This is a genomic window from Adhaeribacter arboris (assembly GCF_003023845.1).
GTDB classification, from domain to species: Bacteria; Bacteroidota; Bacteroidia; order Cytophagales; family Hymenobacteraceae; genus Adhaeribacter; species Adhaeribacter arboris.
This window is the reverse complement of sequence record NZ_PYFT01000001.1, coordinates 2,788,991-2,807,753: the sequence shown is the minus strand read 5'-3', so window position 1 is coordinate 2,807,753 and position 18,763 is coordinate 2,788,991. Positions and strand designations below refer to the sequence as shown.

The 18,763-nt window shown below is 42.6% G+C and carries 12 protein-coding genes; 5 read left to right on the top strand and 7 right to left on the bottom strand.

What is annotated here, in order from left to right; translation table 11 throughout:
• Nucleotides 1-26 precede the first annotated feature (26 nt).
• The 7 genes from AHMF7605_RS11305 to AHMF7605_RS11275 form a co-directional block, all read right to left on the bottom strand.
• Complete coding sequence (locus AHMF7605_RS11305) at nucleotides 27-1,361, bottom strand: primase-helicase family protein (protein WP_158267498.1); 1,335 nt, start codon at nucleotides 1,359-1,361, stop codon at nucleotides 27-29.
• Between the two features lie 305 nt (nucleotides 1,362-1,666).
• The gene (locus AHMF7605_RS11300) at nucleotides 1,667-2,494 is read right to left on the bottom strand and encodes a BT4734/BF3469 family protein (protein ID WP_106929347.1); all 828 of its coding nucleotides are present in this window, start codon (nucleotides 2,492-2,494) and stop codon (nucleotides 1,667-1,669) included.
• A complete protein-coding gene (locus AHMF7605_RS11295; protein ID WP_106929345.1) occupies nucleotides 2,482-2,817 on the bottom strand; it encodes a helix-turn-helix domain-containing protein in 336 nt (111 codons plus the stop codon). The genes AHMF7605_RS11300 and AHMF7605_RS11295 overlap by 13 nt, the downstream gene beginning before the upstream one ends.
• A 97-nt stretch (nucleotides 2,818-2,914) precedes the next feature.
• Nucleotides 2,915-3,997 (bottom strand): hypothetical protein, encoded by a 1,083-nt coding sequence (locus AHMF7605_RS11290; protein ID WP_106929343.1) that lies wholly within the window; start codon nucleotides 3,995-3,997, stop codon nucleotides 2,915-2,917.
• A 565-nt stretch (nucleotides 3,998-4,562) separates the two neighbouring features.
• The gene (locus tag AHMF7605_RS11285) at nucleotides 4,563-5,813 is read right to left on the bottom strand and encodes a site-specific integrase (protein ID WP_106929341.1); all 1,251 of its coding nucleotides are present in this window, start codon (nucleotides 5,811-5,813) and stop codon (nucleotides 4,563-4,565) included.
• A 418-nt stretch (nucleotides 5,814-6,231) separates the two neighbouring features.
• The gene (locus tag AHMF7605_RS11280) at nucleotides 6,232-6,735 is read right to left on the bottom strand and encodes a hypothetical protein (RefSeq protein WP_146153568.1); all 504 of its coding nucleotides are present in this window, start codon (nucleotides 6,733-6,735) and stop codon (nucleotides 6,232-6,234) included.
• A 776-nt stretch (nucleotides 6,736-7,511) separates the two neighbouring features.
• A complete protein-coding gene (locus AHMF7605_RS11275; protein WP_106929338.1) occupies nucleotides 7,512-8,405 on the bottom strand; it encodes an AraC family transcriptional regulator in 894 nt (297 codons plus the stop codon).
• 372 nt (nucleotides 8,406-8,777) lie between these two features.
• Here AHMF7605_RS11275 and AHMF7605_RS11270 point away from each other — a divergent pair, with 372 nt between their 5' ends.
• The 5 genes from AHMF7605_RS11270 (at nucleotide 8,778) to AHMF7605_RS11245 (ending at nucleotide 18,761) form a co-directional block, all read left to right on the top strand.
• Complete coding sequence (locus AHMF7605_RS11270; protein ID WP_233219014.1) at nucleotides 8,778-11,909, top strand: SusC/RagA family TonB-linked outer membrane protein; 3,132 nt, start codon at nucleotides 8,778-8,780, stop codon at nucleotides 11,907-11,909.
• Nucleotides 11,910-11,932: 23 nt separating this feature from the next.
• Complete coding sequence (locus tag AHMF7605_RS11265; RefSeq protein ID WP_106933433.1) at nucleotides 11,933-13,387, top strand: RagB/SusD family nutrient uptake outer membrane protein; 1,455 nt, start codon at nucleotides 11,933-11,935, stop codon at nucleotides 13,385-13,387.
• A gap of 10 nt (nucleotides 13,388-13,397) precedes the next feature.
• Nucleotides 13,398-14,816 (top strand): TolB-like translocation protein, encoded by a 1,419-nt coding sequence (locus AHMF7605_RS11260; protein WP_106929336.1) that lies wholly within the window; start codon nucleotides 13,398-13,400, stop codon nucleotides 14,814-14,816.
• Between the two features lie 390 nt (nucleotides 14,817-15,206).
• Nucleotides 15,207-16,640, top strand: a complete 1,434-nt coding sequence (locus AHMF7605_RS11250) for a GH39 family glycosyl hydrolase (protein ID WP_106929332.1) — start codon at nucleotides 15,207-15,209, stop codon at nucleotides 16,638-16,640.
• 411 nt (nucleotides 16,641-17,051) lie between these two features.
• On the top strand, nucleotides 17,052-18,761 hold the full coding sequence (locus AHMF7605_RS11245; RefSeq protein ID WP_233219013.1) for a sodium:solute symporter family transporter: 1,710 nt from the start codon (nucleotides 17,052-17,054) through the stop codon (nucleotides 18,759-18,761).
• Nucleotides 18,762-18,763 lie beyond the last annotated feature (2 nt).

The window sequence follows — 18,763 nt, the reverse complement described above, 5'->3', positions numbered from 1 at the left end:
GGAAGCAAGTTTTGGTAGGTGTCGGGTCATTTGTCGGCACTTTGGTTGTATTTGTCGGCTTCAGGAGTAGGAACCTGGACAATTAATAATACCTCTCTTCGGGGTTGTTCCCCACGGCTTTTGCCATCTTTGGTCTCATACCCTTGGCCTTTCAGGTATACCTTCATCCAATGAGTGAATTTTCCTTGAGGAAACGTTTTCTCCGTAAATTCTGACTTATCTAAGAAATCTTGCCATTTAATGTATTTATCTATTTCGATACCCACTTTTAGTTGGATTAAGTTTTCCTCGGCCCACATAACGAATTCTTCACTAGTGGTTAGAATAAGTCTTTCCCGGGCTATGTTAGCCGACTTATAGCGCTGAATACCGTCCGCTAAATAATACTGGCAGCACAGGAGCATCATATTGTCAAATAGAAGCCACTGCTGATCATCCCAATCATCAAACAATTTATGCCCAAAATCCATTTCTGGAGTAAATTCCAGGGAGTAAAAAGAATCCAATTCAACCTCAACCCGGCGTCCTTCGTGGCTGGCCGTAGTGCCCTCAAAAACAAAGTTGGAGGTAATACAGAATTTGGGTACCTCCTCAAAGGGGATATAATAGGAGCCTTTGTTTTTCTGCTCGGCCTCCATGCCTTCCGTCAACCAAGAAAAAATTCGGTCGAATGGCAAACGTTTTGGATCTGTATCATCAATAAAGACGATGTTTACTCCTGGATTATATCTTTGCAGAACAAATCGACTATTGATATCTGCATTTCGACCATCTAAATTGAGCACATTAGTCATATATTTTAAGGCTTGGCCCATTATTCCTTTTCCGGTCCGGCCACCTTTGTCATACAGAAGAACAGCTACCGGGGTAGTTCTGGAATTATGCGAGTGTATAAGGTATCCCAAGGCGATTATCAATACATAAAAGCGTTTGCTATCTTTACCTACTACATTTTCACAAAATCGATAAAATTCTGAACAATCAACTACTACCTCTTCGTCAAGAATGACAATATCTCGCGGGATAATTTGCGTTTTTCGAATAAGACCTGGTAACTCTTTATATGGTTTGAGGGTGATGGTTGCTTTGGTTACTTCGACAAATCCATTGTTAAAGTAGAAGTAGCCGGTTTGCCCATTAGCTTTCAAAAATGGCTCGCTTAAAATCGCTAGGTTTTGTAAGAAATTGTTTTCACAAATTCGCGTACATTCATCCAGCCAGGCGGCTCGTAGGTGAGCCCGGAGTATACCATCAAAAGCAGCGGGCAAGGTATTTATATAATCTAAGAAGGCATGTTTCACCGTTATCAGGTCTACCTCTTCTATAATCTTTTGCCTTAGCTGGATTATCTTGGTTCCCATAGGGCCTCGTAGTTGAAAGAAGCCTAATTTATGGGCTAAGTCCAGGCACTTACCTTTGTCAATAATGACTTTGTGTCGGCTTCTAGCTCCAGTTGGAGATATATTCCAAAACTCCTCACAAGTAGTATGAATAGTATCGAAAATGGGCTGTATAAACTCTAAAACCGGTTGCTGGTGGATTCCTTTTTCTGAACTGATGATGGTGACAGCCTCTGGAAGACTTACATCTTTCGTCTTAATTAGAGCATATGCGCGGTCTTGAATGGTTCGAATAACTTCAGGACTGAATGTATTATTCACATTTTTCATAATGCACTCAGGTTAGGATGGACATATACTTCGGGATCATGGGGCAGGTAACAGGCTTGGCTCATCTTCGTCACTTTGAAATCGATCCTCCAAGGTAAACCGCATAGTTCCCTCAACAAGATAGAATATGCTTTGTAGTAATCGGATTGGGTGCTGATATATGGAGTTATTTGAAACAACACTCGCAAACCATCCCCATCCGCACTTTTAAAGCTCATCACGGTGAGAGGTTCTGCATTAACCAATGAACGGAATTTATCCAGTCGCTTACCACATTGGTCTAAGCTAATACAAATAAGGCCTGAGGTTTTGAGTAGCTTACTTTCGTCCAATTCAGCATAAGCCCCGGAGAAGGTAGCCCTATAAAAATTATCCTCCTCAAACTGCTTTCGTTCCACTTCATCCGTTATAGACCCTAATTGTTTCGTTTTAGCTGCAAAATTAGGTCCTTTAATCTGTTCGGCAATCTCGCTCAGGTATGAAAATCTAGGGCGGTACAGCTTTGTCTTTAGAGGATAAAACACGCTGCAAACCTGCTGGGATACCGGCACCTTAGTTTTGAAGCCTGTTGCTGGCGTATTGACTTGCAATTCATAACTTTTTAGAAGGGGGCACTTAACCATAGGATTGTCCGTAGCATTACAATTTTGGTTGAGGAACTGTTGGTGCTCGTTTACTATGGCTAGAGCGTTTTCTTCTCCTACTTTATCAACTAAGTTTAAAAACTCATATTGGCAACAAGCTTCTTCTTTTAAATGACTAAAGAAAAAGTTTGGGTGAGATGAAAGACCGCCATGGTTCGAGGGGAAGTTTAAGCTTTCCATTTCTTTCCCTCCTTCCTGCTAGTAAGTGGTTGCTCTAGGCTTGAAAGTACCTGACTCTTATAGAAGAAGACGCGAGAACCTATACGATGAAAAGACAAGGTTCCTTTGGCCATCCAAGAGCGGGCGGTAGTATCGGAAATCTGTAATAAACGGCAGACCTCCCGCATTTTGATAGGCTCCTCTACTGTTCTATCCGGATTAGTAGCTAAAGATGGAACCTGCTTTAGTAATTTATGAACAAAACAATCAGCTATTAGGTTAATTTCCTCCTCGGTGAGTAGCTGAGTTTTAAATATAAACTCTTTTAAAAACTCCTTTTTCATGACTATTGGGTTAGTTATGCCGCAAGGAGGTAAATAGGCGTAATGTATATTCTATGTCAAATTTTTACATACTGAAATAAATATGATATATCCTAAATTAACGTAGGATAGCATCCGAAAAACCGTATCCATTCTTTGGTTTTATTTGCATATTGTTGTAAACCGTTTTAAAATTTATTTTATCTACCTCAAAGTATTTGAAATTGTCAAATAAAAATTGGCAAGCTCTTTCCTTATTAAACATTTTACTTGGCTGATGAAAATAAAACTGATAAACAAAATACATGAGATAGTTTTGAGGTAAACTTTCTACTCTTGGAAGTTTTACTTTTTCAAATACTTGGTCGGATTCTAAAAATACTCGGAAATTGGATTTTAAAAGTTGCCAGACCTGCTCCTCGGTATAATAATTCTTATGTGCTAGTTGCATGAAATATTCTAAAACTTGTTCTTTACGATAATCACACCTTAGTAGCCCATCATCATAAACCTCACCTGGCCGTTTTTTTTCTGCCTTGTTGTTCGAGAAAACTGTATTTGACATTTGCTGGGTGAGATTTTCCCTTTCAACAAATAAAATTGTACTAAAATCGACCAAGAAATTGAGAAATAATCTGTCTACTTCAAGACGTTGCTGTGTTATTATTCTTTCCTCCTGGTCAAGAAGTATAAAGTCAAAAATATCACTCCAAAACAACTCAGCTTGATTAGTAGTACCAAAAACAGTAGGGGTTACTTTTCCATTGGAAAAATCATGTTGCTCTATTTGCAAGGTATTTTTCTTTACAATTTTATCTAAGTAGTCGATTGCCTGCTTCTTAAATCCAGCTTTAACTATCTCTTGTATAAACCGCTTAAAAGTATTTTTTCTGTCCTCAGATACAAAGAATTCGGGTTTAAAGTAATTTGTTAGAAATGGGTCTGTAGATAGTTCTGGAAAAAAGTTATGCGATTTAGGAAACTCTAGCTCAGTAAATTGTTCAATCTCATTTATAAATTTGCTTATTAATTTTTCTCTGTATAGGAGGAAGTGTGGCACATGCCCTTTGCGGTGGTAGAACTCTGCTTCCTCGTTATTCTCTTTTTCCTCATAATCTTCTTTTTCCTCATAGGGCACAGTTGAATTAGGTGCCAGAAAACTTGGGTTTTGTTTTTCTTCTTTGTCTTTATCCTTTTCCATTCTTCTGGTTCAAAATTTTATCCTCTTTTTCATTTCGGTGATTTCTTGGCCAACCCTAATGTAATATTTCTTAGTTAAATAATAAGCAAGACCAAAAATCCGTATACGTAACGCATACCCTCCCAGCAGAATAATGGATTAAAGAGTGGTTGCTACTAAGTTCGTATTTTTCATTTGTGACTTTACGTAAAGGGAGTGGATTTAGTATTTTCTACTAGTTATATTAGCTCACATTGGTATTCGGTTGTCCTCTAGTTATAAATCACCGGTAAGGATCAAAGTGCGACCTGCTATTTATATATATATGTAGAATCACCTGTAAGTAAGTGGCAAAAAAGTCGGTTTTAATGGTCTTTAAGGCAGGTGCTGTCTCCCTATTTTATTCTGCTGTACGATTACGAGCCTAATTCTCACAAACCATCCCGATCTTTATTTTGACGTATAGAACCAAAATAATTTAGCTAAATCACTAGGGTATTTCAATTGCCGGAAGGAAGATAATTATGATTTAACCGACATGGAACAGGAGTCAATACACCACCTATATCGCTCAATTGTTTTCAATTTAAGACACTACCTTCATGGCTACTGGCATTTGCCAGATACTATTCATTTCCACTTCGGCTACTTTCTCACTAATCTTAATGTACTTTTTAAACGTAGAATAATTGGAATGTCCTGAGATTCGCATGACTACCTCCGGTCGCATTCCTTTTTCCAAAGATAGAGTAATAAAGGTGCGCCTGGCTGTGTGCGTGCTGATAAACTCGTACTTAGGTTGTGTATTCGTTAGCTTCTCATTTCCTCGCCGCTTGGTCAGACTGGTGGGCTCATCGATTCCAACCAGCTTTCCTAGCTCTTTTAAGTACTCATTTGTCTTTTGATTCGACATTACCGGCAAGGGCCTGAGTGCGAGTTGGTATTTATTCAATATAGATAGTGCGAAAGAATTCAGCGGGACATAGTGGGTATTATCCGTTTTTACGGCACGTACTGTCCACCGCTCATCTTTAATATCTTTTCGCTTGAGGTTAGCAATATCCGAGTAACGCTGACCGGTAAAGCAGCCAAAGCAGAAAACATCCCGAACCTTGTCCAGCTTACTTCCTAATGGAAGTTCTACCTGGTAGAGAGTCATCAGTTCATTTTCTGTTAGATAGATGATTTCTACATCTTTCTGGGGTGCCTTGAATTTCTTATAAGTGAGATTTTGATGTAAGCCCCGTTCAAAGGACCATCCCATAAAAGTTTTCAGCGCCGCAAAATCTACCCAGAGCGTATTATCCGTATGCTTAAGATCTTGAACTAGGTAGGTTTTGAACAAGTCAAAGAAATGCAAGTTGATGGTTTCAAAACTAACCTTATAGCGGTACTTGCTGCTAAAGTCCTCTAAGTGCCTTAGAAACACGTTATACCTGGCTACTGTACCTTTCGCCCGCTCACTCTTATTGGTCTCAATATATTTCCGGAAGTGTTCAAATAAATCTGCCTCCTCAGCTGGAGCCTTCTTTTCAAAGATATTTTTCACTGCTTCTTTCAATTCCTGCAGTGCCACTGATTTATTACCTTGGGTAAGGTTATTATAAAGAAGATGTACCTCCTTCATCAGGTTATCTAACCAGCCGTTAAACTCAGGGCTACCCGTATAGGAACGCTTCACGTGATACCCGTTCTTATCAGGTTTGGTATTCCAATGTTTGGGATAGATGTACTGTCCGGTCTTTAGTTTAATGGTTTCTTTTCCCGTCCGAAGAAATAAGTAAATAGCAGTCTGTTCCTCGGATTTAGGTTTATCCAGATAGTAGTTGAGGGTCATAAAAGTTCGTCTCTGGTGGTAACCTAAAGATAGGAATTGTCCGAAGCTTCGGAAACATTTCGGACACTAATTTTTATTTCAACTTACTACAGATTATCCGTACTTATGTTCTGCATAGTTCAAATATACTCCAAATCAATCCTAAAGGCATATTTAAGGTAAGATAGAGTAACTGAACTATAAAAAGTTCTACTCCCAGCGGGATCACCTGATGGGACAAACTTGAGTAATTAAGGTTTGTCCCTTTTTTTATGTCTTCTAGTTTGTTGTGTATCGAATAAATAAAGCGAACGGCATTATTCTATCCGAAGCGCCCGTGGTTATATGTGCGGATACGTTGTGCCAACAAGCTCCGGAAAGAGGTAGCGGGAAGTAGCCACCTTATTGCTGTCTAGCCGGTTAAAAGTTGCTGGAGGGCTTAGTTGCAAAATGACTTAGCCAATACTGTTCCGGAAGCGTACTCTTCCGTAAAATTCGCATCAGAGGCATCAACTATTTTAACCCCACTTACCCCTATATTCTTAGACTTAGCTAACCGGCAATAATAAATAGCCATTAGATTTTTGTCTCGACCATCATTAATAACGGCTATTGCTAAAATACCTTGCGGAGTAACAGCGGCATTGACTATAGATTTGTTTTCTTTAACATAATTAATAAATGAATTCTTGTTTAGATCACGAAGAGCAGATGGTTTTACGTTGCTCCACTTGGTATCTAATGTTGCATTTACATAATAAACTAAAGAGTTACCGCCAATAACTAATAGAAACAAAGTTCCTAAAAACCACATCTGCCTCGCTAGTCTTCGATCGGCATAGCTTTTTAGAATTTGTTCTTTTTCTAATACATCCCTATTGCCATGAAGTATTGGACTATCCACTGGCTTCGAAAATATTAGGAAAGAAATGGCAATTGCCATAACTGTTACTACAAAGTACAGGAACATATTAGTAGGCAATTCTTTGAACACTATTACGATAGTATTTGAATTCCTTTATACATCCGGCTAAGAAGTAGATTGTTACCAGTTAAGGATGAAAATAATATAAAATGTGTAGTTATTCGGCCAATGCCATTCGTGTTGGCGAATCCATAATTTTAAGTCTTAATTTTATCGTTCCTTGCATTCGTAATTGGTATCTGCTTATTGCCTCAGGAATAAGCATGGGTGTTACAGTAGTAGAATTAGTTTAATTAAAAGTTCTTTTATGCAAAGTGGCTTTTATAATAACTTTCAAAATCTTTTAGTGAATTTAATAGAAAACTTTATTTCTTTTTTTCAACTTGCTGAAAGGCTGGGGCATCCTCGTGGACCGCATCATTGCCTGAAAGTCCACGCTCATCCATGGTTTCGATAAATTCTTTAGGGATAATTACAGCAGAAGCTGCAAACTCCCGGATAATACCAAATAGTAAAAAGTAGCTGCCCCAGAAAGAGCAGTTACTGCTTTCTCAGCCTCTCTTTGGAGACTTAAAAAGGCTCCGAAGAAAAGCCATCGTAATCGCTATAAGACTCTGTATGGCACCTTACTATTTACTAACTGGTATAATATCTTATCTATTCCTAACAGATTCTTTAAGGTGGCTACGAGAAAACGGTGTTTCCCTAAGTCTAGGATTAGGTCCTTTTAGTTCGATATGGGGAAAGGCAGCTACTGGACGGTTCCAGAGCTAATTTTAAATGATAAAAGAATTTCAAGACAGGCCCTTATTACCAACGCTGCTCTGGTGCTGCAATTTATAATGCTGCGGGGTATGTTTGGTCGCAGCTTTGAAATGCTTATTAAAGTTAGATAAGTTATTAAACCCGGATTCGTAGCAAATTTGGGAAACCGTTAATTTTTCATCCAGCAACAATTTACAGGCGTAGCCAATCCGGATTTCGTTTAAGAACTGTACAAATGATTTTTTAGTAACCCGTTTAAAATACCGGCAAAAAGCCGTTACGTTCATGCTAGCTACCTCGGCGACTTGCTCGAGGGTAATCTCTTCCAGAAAATTGTTCATGATAAAATCATACACCTTGTTAATACGGCTAGTATTATTCGCCTGGTAAGAATTTATAAATCCGGGACTGGCTAATAATTCCACCTCATCGGAGTGAGCAATAATATTCAATATTTGCATCAAGGTTATTACCCTTTCCCCAGCGGTTAGCCGGAATATTTTTTTCATTTTGCGCTGGATGGTTTCGCTGGTTTTTCCATAAATCCGAATCCCCTGGCTGGCTCGCTGTAACAAATTTTGGATGGGTTGGAGTTCGGGTAACTGAAACAATTCTTTGCCCGCAAAATCCTCCAGAAAAAAGAAATTCATTAGTTCCGCGTACAAAGTATCTTGCCCCTGGTAATATTCTTTGTCGTTCTTCCAGACATGCGGCAAATTGGAACCCACCAGAACCATATCACCATCCGAAAAAGCACCCACGTGGTCGCCGATAAAGCGGGTACCAGTTCCTTTAATAATGGCATTTAGCTCCAATTCCTGGTGGCAATGCCAGGTATCGTAGGTATGCGGTACCCGGGCATGTTGCATCTGGAAAGATTGCTCAAAGCTTTTAGTATTCTTCTTTAAATAAAGCGGATGCATTTCTTAGCCTTTTAGATAATCCTTACAACTTTTAATCTTCTTCTTGTCAACAAGCTTCCTTTCTGGATAATCTATTTATTAAACCCTTGATAATATTCTGATGTGATTGCCTAAATAAGTATGCCTGCTTCCAAAACATCAGAATTTGCCAGCTAAAGTAAACAGAATCCTAAATATGCAAAAATAGTATCAGATATAGCAAATTTTATCGAAGTGAATGGCTGGTGGAATATATAAATTTACTAAAATTTAAAACGATTTACAGATTTATTTAAAATTAATTAATTGATAAGGCTGCTTTGTTGTTAAAAAATTTAAAAAAATTAAATTCTGCCTAAAGCCTGCTACTTACCACCATTTAATAAAAAAACCATGATAAAAACTTTATTAGGTTACCACTATGGCTGGATGCTAGTGGTGTTCTTTTTAACCCGCATCACACCAGCTTTTTCCCAGAGCCAGGAGCCAGTGGTGCTTACCGGCAAAATTACCGATGAAAAAGGCGAGCCTTTGCCGGGAGTTACGGTTTTAGTAAAAGGTACTTCCATCGGAACAGCTTCCAACACCGAAGGGATATACACAATCAACTCTCCGCAACAAAATGGAATTCTGGTATTTTCGTTCATTGGTAACTTAACCCAGGAAATACCTTTTAAAGGTGCCGGCACCCACGATGTAACCTTGGTAGCCGATAATAAAGCCTTACAGGAAGTAGTAGTAGTGGGTTATGGTGAGCAGCAGAAAAAAGATTTAACCGGGGCCATTAGTTCAGTAGCCGCCAAAGACATCCAGAAAATTCAGGTTTCGAGTGTAGACCAGGCCTTGCAGGGGCAAGTGGCCGGGGTGCAGATTTCGACTACTACGGGCGCCCCAGGCGGCAATGTAAATGTATTAATCCGTGGGGTATCTTCCATTAACGGCGGCGTGCAGCCCTTGTTTGTGATTGATGGGTATCCGGTAAGTAATGCGGGCATCGGGAATCCTTTAAATACCATTAACCCCAACGATATTGAATCGGTGGATGTGTTGAAAGATGCTTCGGCTACGGCTATTTACGGGTCAAGGGGCTCGAACGGAGTAATAATTATTACTACCAAGCGTGGCAAATCCGGGGCACCCCGGATTGAACTGGACAGCTACATGGGCTTTCAGGAAGTAGGTAAAAAACTGGATTTAATGAATGCCCAGGAATTTGCTTCTATGGTGGTAGATGCGCGAAATGCCGGTTACCTGGATAACTTCCCGAATGCCAATATAAACGATGATAATACCATCCGGCCGGGGGTTAACTTTGATATTTCGGAAAAATACCGAAATCCGGCGGGGCTGCCCACCACCGACTGGCAGGATGCTATTTTCCGGCGCGCTCCTATCAGTAATTACCAATTATCAACTTCGGGTGGCACGGATGCTTTGCGCTACGCGGTTTCCGGGGGCTATTTTAACCAGGAAGGTATTATTATAAATTCGGGTTTAAAGCGATATAATTTCCGGGCGAACCTGGATGGGCAGCTTACCAAAAAATTAGCTTTTGGTGTGAGTTTACTGCCCAGTTTTACCCAACTTCGCGAAGTGCCGGCGGCTGGCCATTACGGGGCTTTAGGTATCATTGCTTCCGCTACCGGCATGGACCCTTCGGTTCCGGTATATAATCCGGATGGTACTTACGGCAACACTTTAATTCCTGCCGACGGTAATGCCGCTATTCAGAACCCAGTAAAAATTGCAAACGAGCTACAAAATCCTTCATCCCAATTCCGGTTATTGAGCAATGCGTACCTGGAATATACTCTTATTCCCAATTTAAAATTAAGAACTTCGTTTGGGGTAGACTTAAATTATTACAAATCTAATCTCTGGAATCCATCTACGCTTTCGTCGGCGGCTCCTACCGGTCCGGCCACGGCCCGCGCCTCCAATACCGAAAATACCAACTGGCTCAGCGAAACTACTTTATCGTACAAAAAAAATCTGGGCACCAACCACCTGGTAAACTTTGTTGGCGGTTTTACGGCACAACGAGCATATAACAATAACGTAACGGTGAATGCCGGCAATTTTCCGGATGACTTGATTACTAATATTAACGGCGGCATTGTAAACAGCGGCAGCCAGAACATTGAAGTAAATAACCTAGTTTCTTTGCTCGCCCGGGCTAATTATTCTTATAAAGATAAATACTTGCTTACCGCCACAGTTCGCAGCGATGGTTCTTCTCGGTTTGGTAAAAACAACCGCTGGGGTACTTTTCCCTCCGCCTCCGTGGGCTGGCGCCTTTCCGACGAAAAATTCATGAGCAACTTTAAATTTATCAATGATTTAAAATTACGGGCTAGTTATGGCATCACCGGAAACAACGCCATTGGTAATTACCGAGCCATAAGTTTACTGGGGAGCAATAATTACGTCATTGGCGATGCTGTAGTGCCCGGTTTAGCTCCTGCTACTTTATCGAACAACAATTTAAGCTGGGAATCACAAAGCCAGTTAGATATCGGAATGGACTTATCCGTGGGGAACGGGCGGGTAAATTTTACCGGCGATTGGTACGACAAGCGGAATAAAGACATGCTTTTTAATATTCAAACCCCCTCGGCTACCGGCTTTACCAATGCTTTCGTGAATGTAGGCGAAGTACAAAATAAAGGAATTGAACTGGGAATAAATACCCGCAACCTGGTGGGAGATTTTAGCTGGAGTACCAATTTTAACATAACTTTTAATAAAAATAAAGTACTGGCCATGAACGAAGAAACCGCTCGGATTTTCGGCAGCACCGCTCCCCGCGCCAATTCTAACGTAACCCAGGTGGGCGACCCGATTGGGGTATTTTATGGCCGGCGCGCCATAGGTATTTTTTATACAGCCCAGGAGATAGCGGAAAGTGGTACGCAACCCAACGCTAAACCTGGCGACATCCGGTGGAAAGATGTGAACAGCGACGGTAAAATGGATGACAACGACCGCGAAGTAATCGGTAACCCTAATCCTGACTTCTTCTTCGGCTTTAACAATTCTTTTTCCTACAAAGGCTTTTCCCTGGATATTACCACCAACGGCATGTACGGCCAGGACGTGTATAATGCCATGTTTTCCATTAACAATGCCGGGGTACAGAATAACTTAAAGTTTATCGATGAAGCTCGCTGGCGCTCTCCCGAACAACCCGGAGTAAGCCAGGACGGTAAGTTATTTGGCCGGGCTATCCGGGGTGGTTTAAACGCGAACACTTCTTACAGCTCCCTGTATATTTTTGATGCCTCTTACTGGCGCATCCGCAACGTAACGCTCGGGTATAATTTGCCCAGCTCCTTATTGCAAAACTGGAAAATTCAGAATGCCCGGGTTTACCTGGCGGTTAATAACCTGTACACCTTCACCGATTATATTGGCTACGACCCGGAAGTAGGCATTGCCGATAGTAACCAAACCGCTTTAGGAGTAGATTTTGGTACGTACCCTATCAACCGTTCCTTCACCATTGGCATTAATCTGGGTTTTTAATAATCATCATTATGTATAAGGATATGAAAGCATTTTTTATAAAATATACCGCGGTTATTCTTTTTCTAACCTTACTTAGCAGCTGTGAGGATTTCCTGAACGAAGTGCCGCAAACCGCCCGGAGCGCCGAAAACTTTTACAAAACCGCTGCCGATTTCAACAATGCGGTTATTGGCGCCTACGCTAATTTTAAAAATCCGGGCTTGTACGGCAACGGCGGCACGAACGCCAGTATGTTATGGCTCACCGAAGTAACTTCCGATAACAGCACCCACGGGGCCACCAAAGCAGTCTCGAATCTGTCGCAGTTTGAACTCGATGAATTTAATATTTCTCTGTCCAACACGGTTACTACGGCGGCCTGGACCGGGCATTACATCGGTATTGGCCGGGTAAATACCATCCTGGACCAATTGCCAAATGCTACTTTCGAAGAACCCCTGAAAGTGCGTTACGAAGCAGAAGCTCGGTTTCTGCGTGCTTTTAATTACTTTAACCTGGTGCGCTTATTCGGCGACGTGCAATTAATTCAAAATAGCATTGATAATCCTTACGGCACCAATACCATCGCCCGAACCAGTGCCGATGCGGTTTATGACTTGATTATTTCTGACTTAATTGTAGCCGAAAATAATTTACCGGCTACTATTCCGGCTACTGAAGCGGGCCGGGCTTCTAAATGGGCCGCCAAAGCTTTACTTGGTAAGGTTTACCTCACCCGGAACCAACCGGAATTAGCGGCTCCCAAACTGAATGAAGTTATTCTTTCGGGTCAATTTAATTTATCTACGGGATACGCTGCTACTTTCAGCCCGGCTACTTCTTACGCCAATAATAAAGATGTAATCTTGGCCGTGCAGTATAAAACCGGTTTGGTTGGGCAGGGAAGCGCGCTTTGGTCCGATTTAATTCCTTGGGGCATACCGGGCACTTTATTCGGTACTACTGGTTCGGGTGGTGGCTTTATGCAACCCACCGAAGATATGGAAAAAGCTTACGAGCCGGGTGACCTGCGCAAAGATGCTTCCATGCAATCGACCTACACCGCCGCTAATGGTACCCTTGTAAATGTACGCTACGTAGTGAAATACAAACAAACCGGGCCACAATCCGGAGATGCCGATACCGATTTCCCGCTCTTGCGCTACGCCGATGTGCTGCTCATGTACGCCGAAGCGCTGAATACGCAGGGACAGACCGCTGCCGCCGAACCATTCCTGAACCAAGTGCGGACCCGAGCGGGCTTACCGGAAAAAACCGGGTTAAGCCAGGCTGATTTTGCCTTAGCTTTAGAACAGGAGCGGCGAGTAGAACTAGCGTTTGAAGGCCATCGTTGGTTTGATTTAGTCCGGACCGGTCGCTATCTACCCGTCATGACGACTAAGGGATATGCGGTAAAAGAATTCCATCGTCTATTTCCGATACCGCAGCGTGAAACCGATTTGAACAGTCAGCTTACCCAAAACCCTGGTTATTAATAATCCAATAATGAAGAATTTCCTGTTTACCTTAATTTTTATTCTTAACTGTTTATCCCTAGTAGTTTCCCGGGCCGAAGAAGTTATTGTTAGGGCTGGTAGCCGGTTGCCGGTTGCCAATAAGGCAAAAGATTTAAAATTTGGCTGTAATCAATTAGGGCAGGCAGAAGCTGATTCTTCTTATTCTGGCCGGGTCAGAAAAGTAATTTCCGGTCGCATTATCCACCGCTTTTTTGATACTTCGCCTTTAAGCCCCTCGGGCCGGTACCTGGCATTGTTTCGGTTTCCTTCGGAGAGTGAATCGCCTAAACCTGGCAGGGCCGGGGATGTAGTTTTAGTAGATATGCAAACCAACAAAGAACGGGTGGTGGCGCAATCGCGCGGCTACGAAATGCAAATGGGAGCTAACGTGCAATGGGGCAGCTCCGACCAGAAACTATATTTTAACGACGTAGACACTACCACCTGGAAAGCTTTTGCGGTACAGCTAAACCCTTTTTCAGGTAAAGCCAAACGGATGAGCAACACGGTTTTTATGGTGTCGAACAATGGTAAATATTTAGTTTCTTACAACCTGGTATCTTCGCGGTTTGCCCAGGTAGGCTACGGCGTGGTTCTACCGGATAATCTAACAAAACGAAACATCGGCCCGGTAGAAACGGATGGCTTGGATATTACTACTGTTGCTACTAACAAAACCAAGCGCATAGCTACCATCCGGCAAATTTATGAACAATCCGTACCCAGTATAAAAATTCCAAATCCGGAAGAACATGAATTTTACCTCTTTCAGGTGAAGTGGAATCCGCAGGGTACCCGGCTTTTAACTACTATTCAGTGGTCGCCGGTGAAAGGCGGGAGCCGGCGCCGGGCAGTGATCACCATGCGGCCGGATGGCAGCGATATCCGGACGGCCATCACGCCGGAGCAATGGTCCAAAGGCGGGCACCACGTGAACTGGATGCCCGACGGCGAACGTATTTCGATGAACCTGAACGTAGACGGCCAGCCCGGTTTAGAATTTATCACGGCCAAATACGATGGTTCCGACTTGAAAGTAGCTTTTACACCCGGTTCCGGCCATCCCTCTTACCACCCCGCGGGCTTGCCGCTGGTTATTACCGATGCTTACCCCGATGAACCAATTGCGCCGGGGAAGGGCATCTCACCCATTCGTTTGTTAAACACCTACACCGGTCAGGAAGAAGAAATTTTTAAAATTTTTGTCTCCGATACGCAAGGCGAATTCCGTATCGACCCGCATCCGGCCTGGGACCGCATCGGTGGCTACGTCATATTCAATGGCTATGAAGGAAATACCCGGAACGTGTTTATTGCTGATTTAAAAGATTTAGTAACTAAATATTCTAAAAATATCCCCGCCGAAAAGCAAAGTGAAAAGAAGCTAAAAACTGCTGAAGGATTTTAATGTGGCTGTTTACTTATATTATAAACTGATTTTATGCGGCTGTTGTATTTTCTCCTTCTGGAAGGAAGAGCAGTTAAGTTGCCTTATATTAAAGCTGATTATAGCTGGCGCGAGCGTCCTCGCTCGTGTCTATTATCTGGTAGGCCTCTGGCCGGGCGAACGGATATAAGGTTAATTTTAAATTATAGGCTTAAAATGGTTTTCTACCGGCCAGAGGCCGGACAATGGTCAGACACGAGCGAGGACGCTCGCGCCATTGTGAAGGAAGGCTTGCTAGAATTTAACGGCCGTCACTTCCAAGGGGGACTTTCCAGAATATGCAAAACGGAGGTTATTATAAACTTCTGTAAAATTTAAATTATAGAATAAAAAATTACGAAATAAAAATATATGCTACCATTACTAACTATTGCCACCCTGCTTTCACAGCTACTATTTACAACCAGTATAGGAGAACCAAAAAATACATTGGTGCCAACTAGCTGGAAAGAAGTAGGCCAATTAAAATCACGGTCTGCGAAAGAAATAAGAAATTCTACCTGGAGCATTGGCGGGGAAACCCTGGACCGGGATTATACCAATTACCAGGCGTACAAAGAATACCTGGGCCCGTTGGGCGCTACCCGCATCCGGTTGCAGGGCGGCTGGGCCAAATGTGAAAAAGTAAAAGGCCAATACGATTTTACTTGGTTAGATGCCGTGGTAGACGATGCCTTGAGCCAGGGAATAAAGCCTTGGATTCAGACTTCTTATGGTAATTCCATTTACGAGGGTGGGGGCGAGGCAGCTTTGGCAGGAGGAATTCCAACATCGGAAGTAGCCTTAAAAGCCTGGGATGCCTGGGTACAAGCTTTAGTGAAACATTTTAAAAACCGGGTTACCGAATGGGAAATCTGGAATGAACCTGACTTAAGCAAAAAGTTTACGGCCAGTCAATTTGCCCGTTTTCACGAAAGAACCGCTAGTATTATCCGCCAGGAACAACCTGATGCCCGGATTATTGGCTTGGCCTTGTGCTGCATGACCTGGAACGAATATGCCGATACCGTATTAACGCATTTAAGTACCGTTAATAAGAAAAATTTAATGGATGTGGTAACTTTTCACGGCTATGCTTTACGTCCGGAAGATACCTATAAACGGGTGGATGAACTGCGGAAAGTATTCGCGAAACACGGCATGCAGGTTGAGTACATGCAAGGAGAAAATGGGGCCCCATCTACGCCTAAAGAAATTACCATTGGCGCCATGCGGGAACGTGACTGGACCGAACTTACCCAGGTAAAATGGGACTTACGCCGGATGCTCGGCGACCATGGCCGGGGTATCTCCACTAACTTATTTACCATTAGTGATATTCATTATGCTGCCGGTGACCATATGACCGGGGTTAATTCAAAAGGCTTGCTGAAAACGAATCCCGATAAAACCATTGAACGGCCCAAAATAGCTTACAAAGCGGCCCAAAACATATTCTCGCTATTTGATAACCAACTGGAACGTAATCCAGAAAATAAATTAAAAGTAAACCAGGAAAATATTACTACTTTCAGTTACCGGCACAAAAAAAGCAACGGCTCATTGGCCACCATTTGGGCCGACGAAGCCACACCTGCCGAAAGGTACCCACCTAAAGTAACTACCCTCACTCTTTCGGGTACCTTTAAAGCCCCGGTTTTTATTGATTTAATATCGGGTAAGGTATATGAAATTCCGAAAAATGACTGGAAAAAAGAAGGTAACACTTATACGTTCACCAATATTCCAGTACCCGATTATCCCGTAGCTATTGCCGAAAAATCCATCCTTACTTTAATTAAATAACCGCTATAATTTAGGGAATCAGAATTTTGGCAAAATGAACGTTCTTACTCATCATCCCCCTACCCCCCTCAAAGGGGGACATTTTGATACTTTTGCGTAAGTCCCGGAAATATTTAAACGGTGGCTACCCGGTAAGCGGTGGCTATTAACAACAGACATCAGTTTGGCTGTGGAGGGCCTTCTAAGGTTGTGGTTCTGCGGAGCAGAATTCCGACGAAGGAGGAAAGGAAGCTTAGACAGCCCGGAAGAGCCAAACGGGGCCCGCCGGCCATGAGGCAAACTTGAAGTCAACAAGTTAGACAGCGCCAATGCCTGGAGACTTGAAAAGGCTCCAAAGAGAAACCAACAAAGCGCTAGGAATCAACCCTATATCACATTTAAAAAAAGCCCGCAAATAGTAAATTAAATTGTATGAAGGATTCGCTGCAGTTGTTAGATTACTCCGCCATAGGCATTTATATGGTGTTGATGGGAGCCATTGGCTTGTTTCTGGGCCGATACGTCAAAAATATTAACGATTATTTTGTCGGCGATAACTCTATTCCGCCTTTGGGTGGAGCCATCAGTAATTTTATGTCGCTGTTCAGTACGTTTGTGTTTGTCGCGTACGCCGGCATTGCTTACGAATACGGTTTAGTGGCCATATTAATATTATGGAGTTCCGTGCCGCCCGCTTTAATCGCCGCCAAATACTTTGCGCACCGCTGGCGTCGCGCTGGGTTAATTACGCCCATGCAATTTCTCGAAACCCGTTATAATGCACCGGTGCGGCAAATTTTATCCTGGGGCGGTATTGGTTTTAAAATTCTAGATAGTTTGGTGCGCCTTTATTCCATTGGGCTATTTATCGCAGCGGCAACTCCGCTTTCCCTGGAAACCGCTATTTTGGTATCGGGCCTGATTGTCGTGCTCTACACGGTTTTAGGCGGAATTTGGGCCGTAGTGGTAACCGACGCGGTTCAGTTTGTGATTCTGATATTTTCCACGTTGATATTATTGCCGCTTTCCATTAAAGCAGTGGGCGGACTGGACAATCTGACTCTCACCATTCCGGCGCATTTTACCTTTTTTAACGGACCCAAAGGAACCCCCTTGTTTTTACTGGGCTATTACGTCATGGTGCTCATTAAGTACAACGGCAACTGGGCGTTTATTCAGCGTTTTTACAGCGTGCGCGACGAAGCTGCAGGGGCAAAAATGGGCCTAATTACGGCCGCCTTCTTTTTTGTTTTTCCGGTAGTTTTTTTGATTCCGGCCATTGCGGCCCGCAGCTATATTCCGGATTTAGCGGATAAAGAAATGGCGTACGTGAGCATGTGTTTGAGGCTGTTGCCTGAAGGGATAATGGGCGTGATGATTGCGGCTATGTTTGCGGCTACTATGTCGGCTTTAAGTGCTACTTATAATGTAGTGGCTGGCGTACTCACCGAGGATATTTACAAGCGTTTAATTTCTCCTTATGCTTTAGGCCGTAATTTGTTACTGGTAGCCCGTGGTTCTACCTTCCTGATTGGTATTCTGGTAACGTTCGGGGCTTTGTATATCGGCAATTTTGGCGGTGCCTTCGAAGCCAATAAACTTTTCACTGGGCTTTTTGCCATTCCCATGTCTATTCCTTTACTCATGGGTATTTTATACCGCCGGCCTAAACCCTGGGGAGCCTTGGTTACCATTGTGGCGGGTATTATCATCGGCTTGATTTTAAACCAGGATAAAAGTATTTCCTGGGAAGCTGCCACGCTCCTGCAAATAGTTATCTGTATTCTGATAATGGTTGTTTCTGGCTGGGTTCCGAGTAAAAATCCAACTTACGAAGCTCGTGTAAATACTTTTTTTAAAAAATTAGCCACCCCTATTTCGGCCGCCGAAAAGCCGGTAGTAAATGAAGTATTTATGCGCTCCTTAAAATATTTATTTGCCATTGCCATGAGTACCACCGCCGTTTTATTCTTAACCATGAGTTTACCCTCCATCACTAAATTAAGCGGACAGTTAAGTTTTGGCGCTGGGACTATTTGTTTGATTGGGGCCGGAATTTTATGGGTACAAGCCAAATCCAAAGATAAAAAAGCAATATCGGCATTGCCCGAGCCGGAAGCAATTACCTATCAGCAAAACTAATC

Coding starts and splice junctions, on each gene's coding strand:
- AHMF7605_RS11305 (WP_158267498.1), bottom strand. CDS start 1,361: ATGGGAACCAAGATAATCCAGCTAAGGCAAAAGATTATAGAAGAGGTA.
- AHMF7605_RS11300 (WP_106929347.1), bottom strand. CDS start 2,494: ATGGAAAGCTTAAACTTCCCCTCGAACCATGGCGGTCTTTCATCTCAC.
- AHMF7605_RS11295 (WP_106929345.1), bottom strand. CDS start 2,817: ATGAAAAAGGAGTTTTTAAAAGAGTTTATATTTAAAACTCAGCTACTC.
- AHMF7605_RS11290 (WP_106929343.1), bottom strand. CDS start 3,997: ATGGAAAAGGATAAAGACAAAGAAGAAAAACAAAACCCAAGTTTTCTG.
- AHMF7605_RS11285 (WP_106929341.1), bottom strand. CDS start 5,813: ATGACCCTCAACTACTATCTGGATAAACCTAAATCCGAGGAACAGACT.
- AHMF7605_RS11280 (WP_146153568.1), bottom strand. CDS start 6,735: ATGGCAATTGCCATTTCTTTCCTAATATTTTCGAAGCCAGTGGATAGT.
- AHMF7605_RS11275 (WP_106929338.1), bottom strand. CDS start 8,405: ATGCATCCGCTTTATTTAAAGAAGAATACTAAAAGCTTTGAGCAATCT.
- AHMF7605_RS11270 (WP_233219014.1), top strand. CDS start 8,778: ATGATAAAAACTTTATTAGGTTACCACTATGGCTGGATGCTAGTGGTG.
- AHMF7605_RS11265 (WP_106933433.1), top strand. CDS start 11,933: ATGAAAGCATTTTTTATAAAATATACCGCGGTTATTCTTTTTCTAACC.
- AHMF7605_RS11260 (WP_106929336.1), top strand. CDS start 13,398: ATGAAGAATTTCCTGTTTACCTTAATTTTTATTCTTAACTGTTTATCC.
- AHMF7605_RS11250 (WP_106929332.1), top strand. CDS start 15,207: ATGCTACCATTACTAACTATTGCCACCCTGCTTTCACAGCTACTATTT.
- AHMF7605_RS11245 (WP_233219013.1), top strand. CDS start 17,052: ATGAAGGATTCGCTGCAGTTGTTAGATTACTCCGCCATAGGCATTTAT.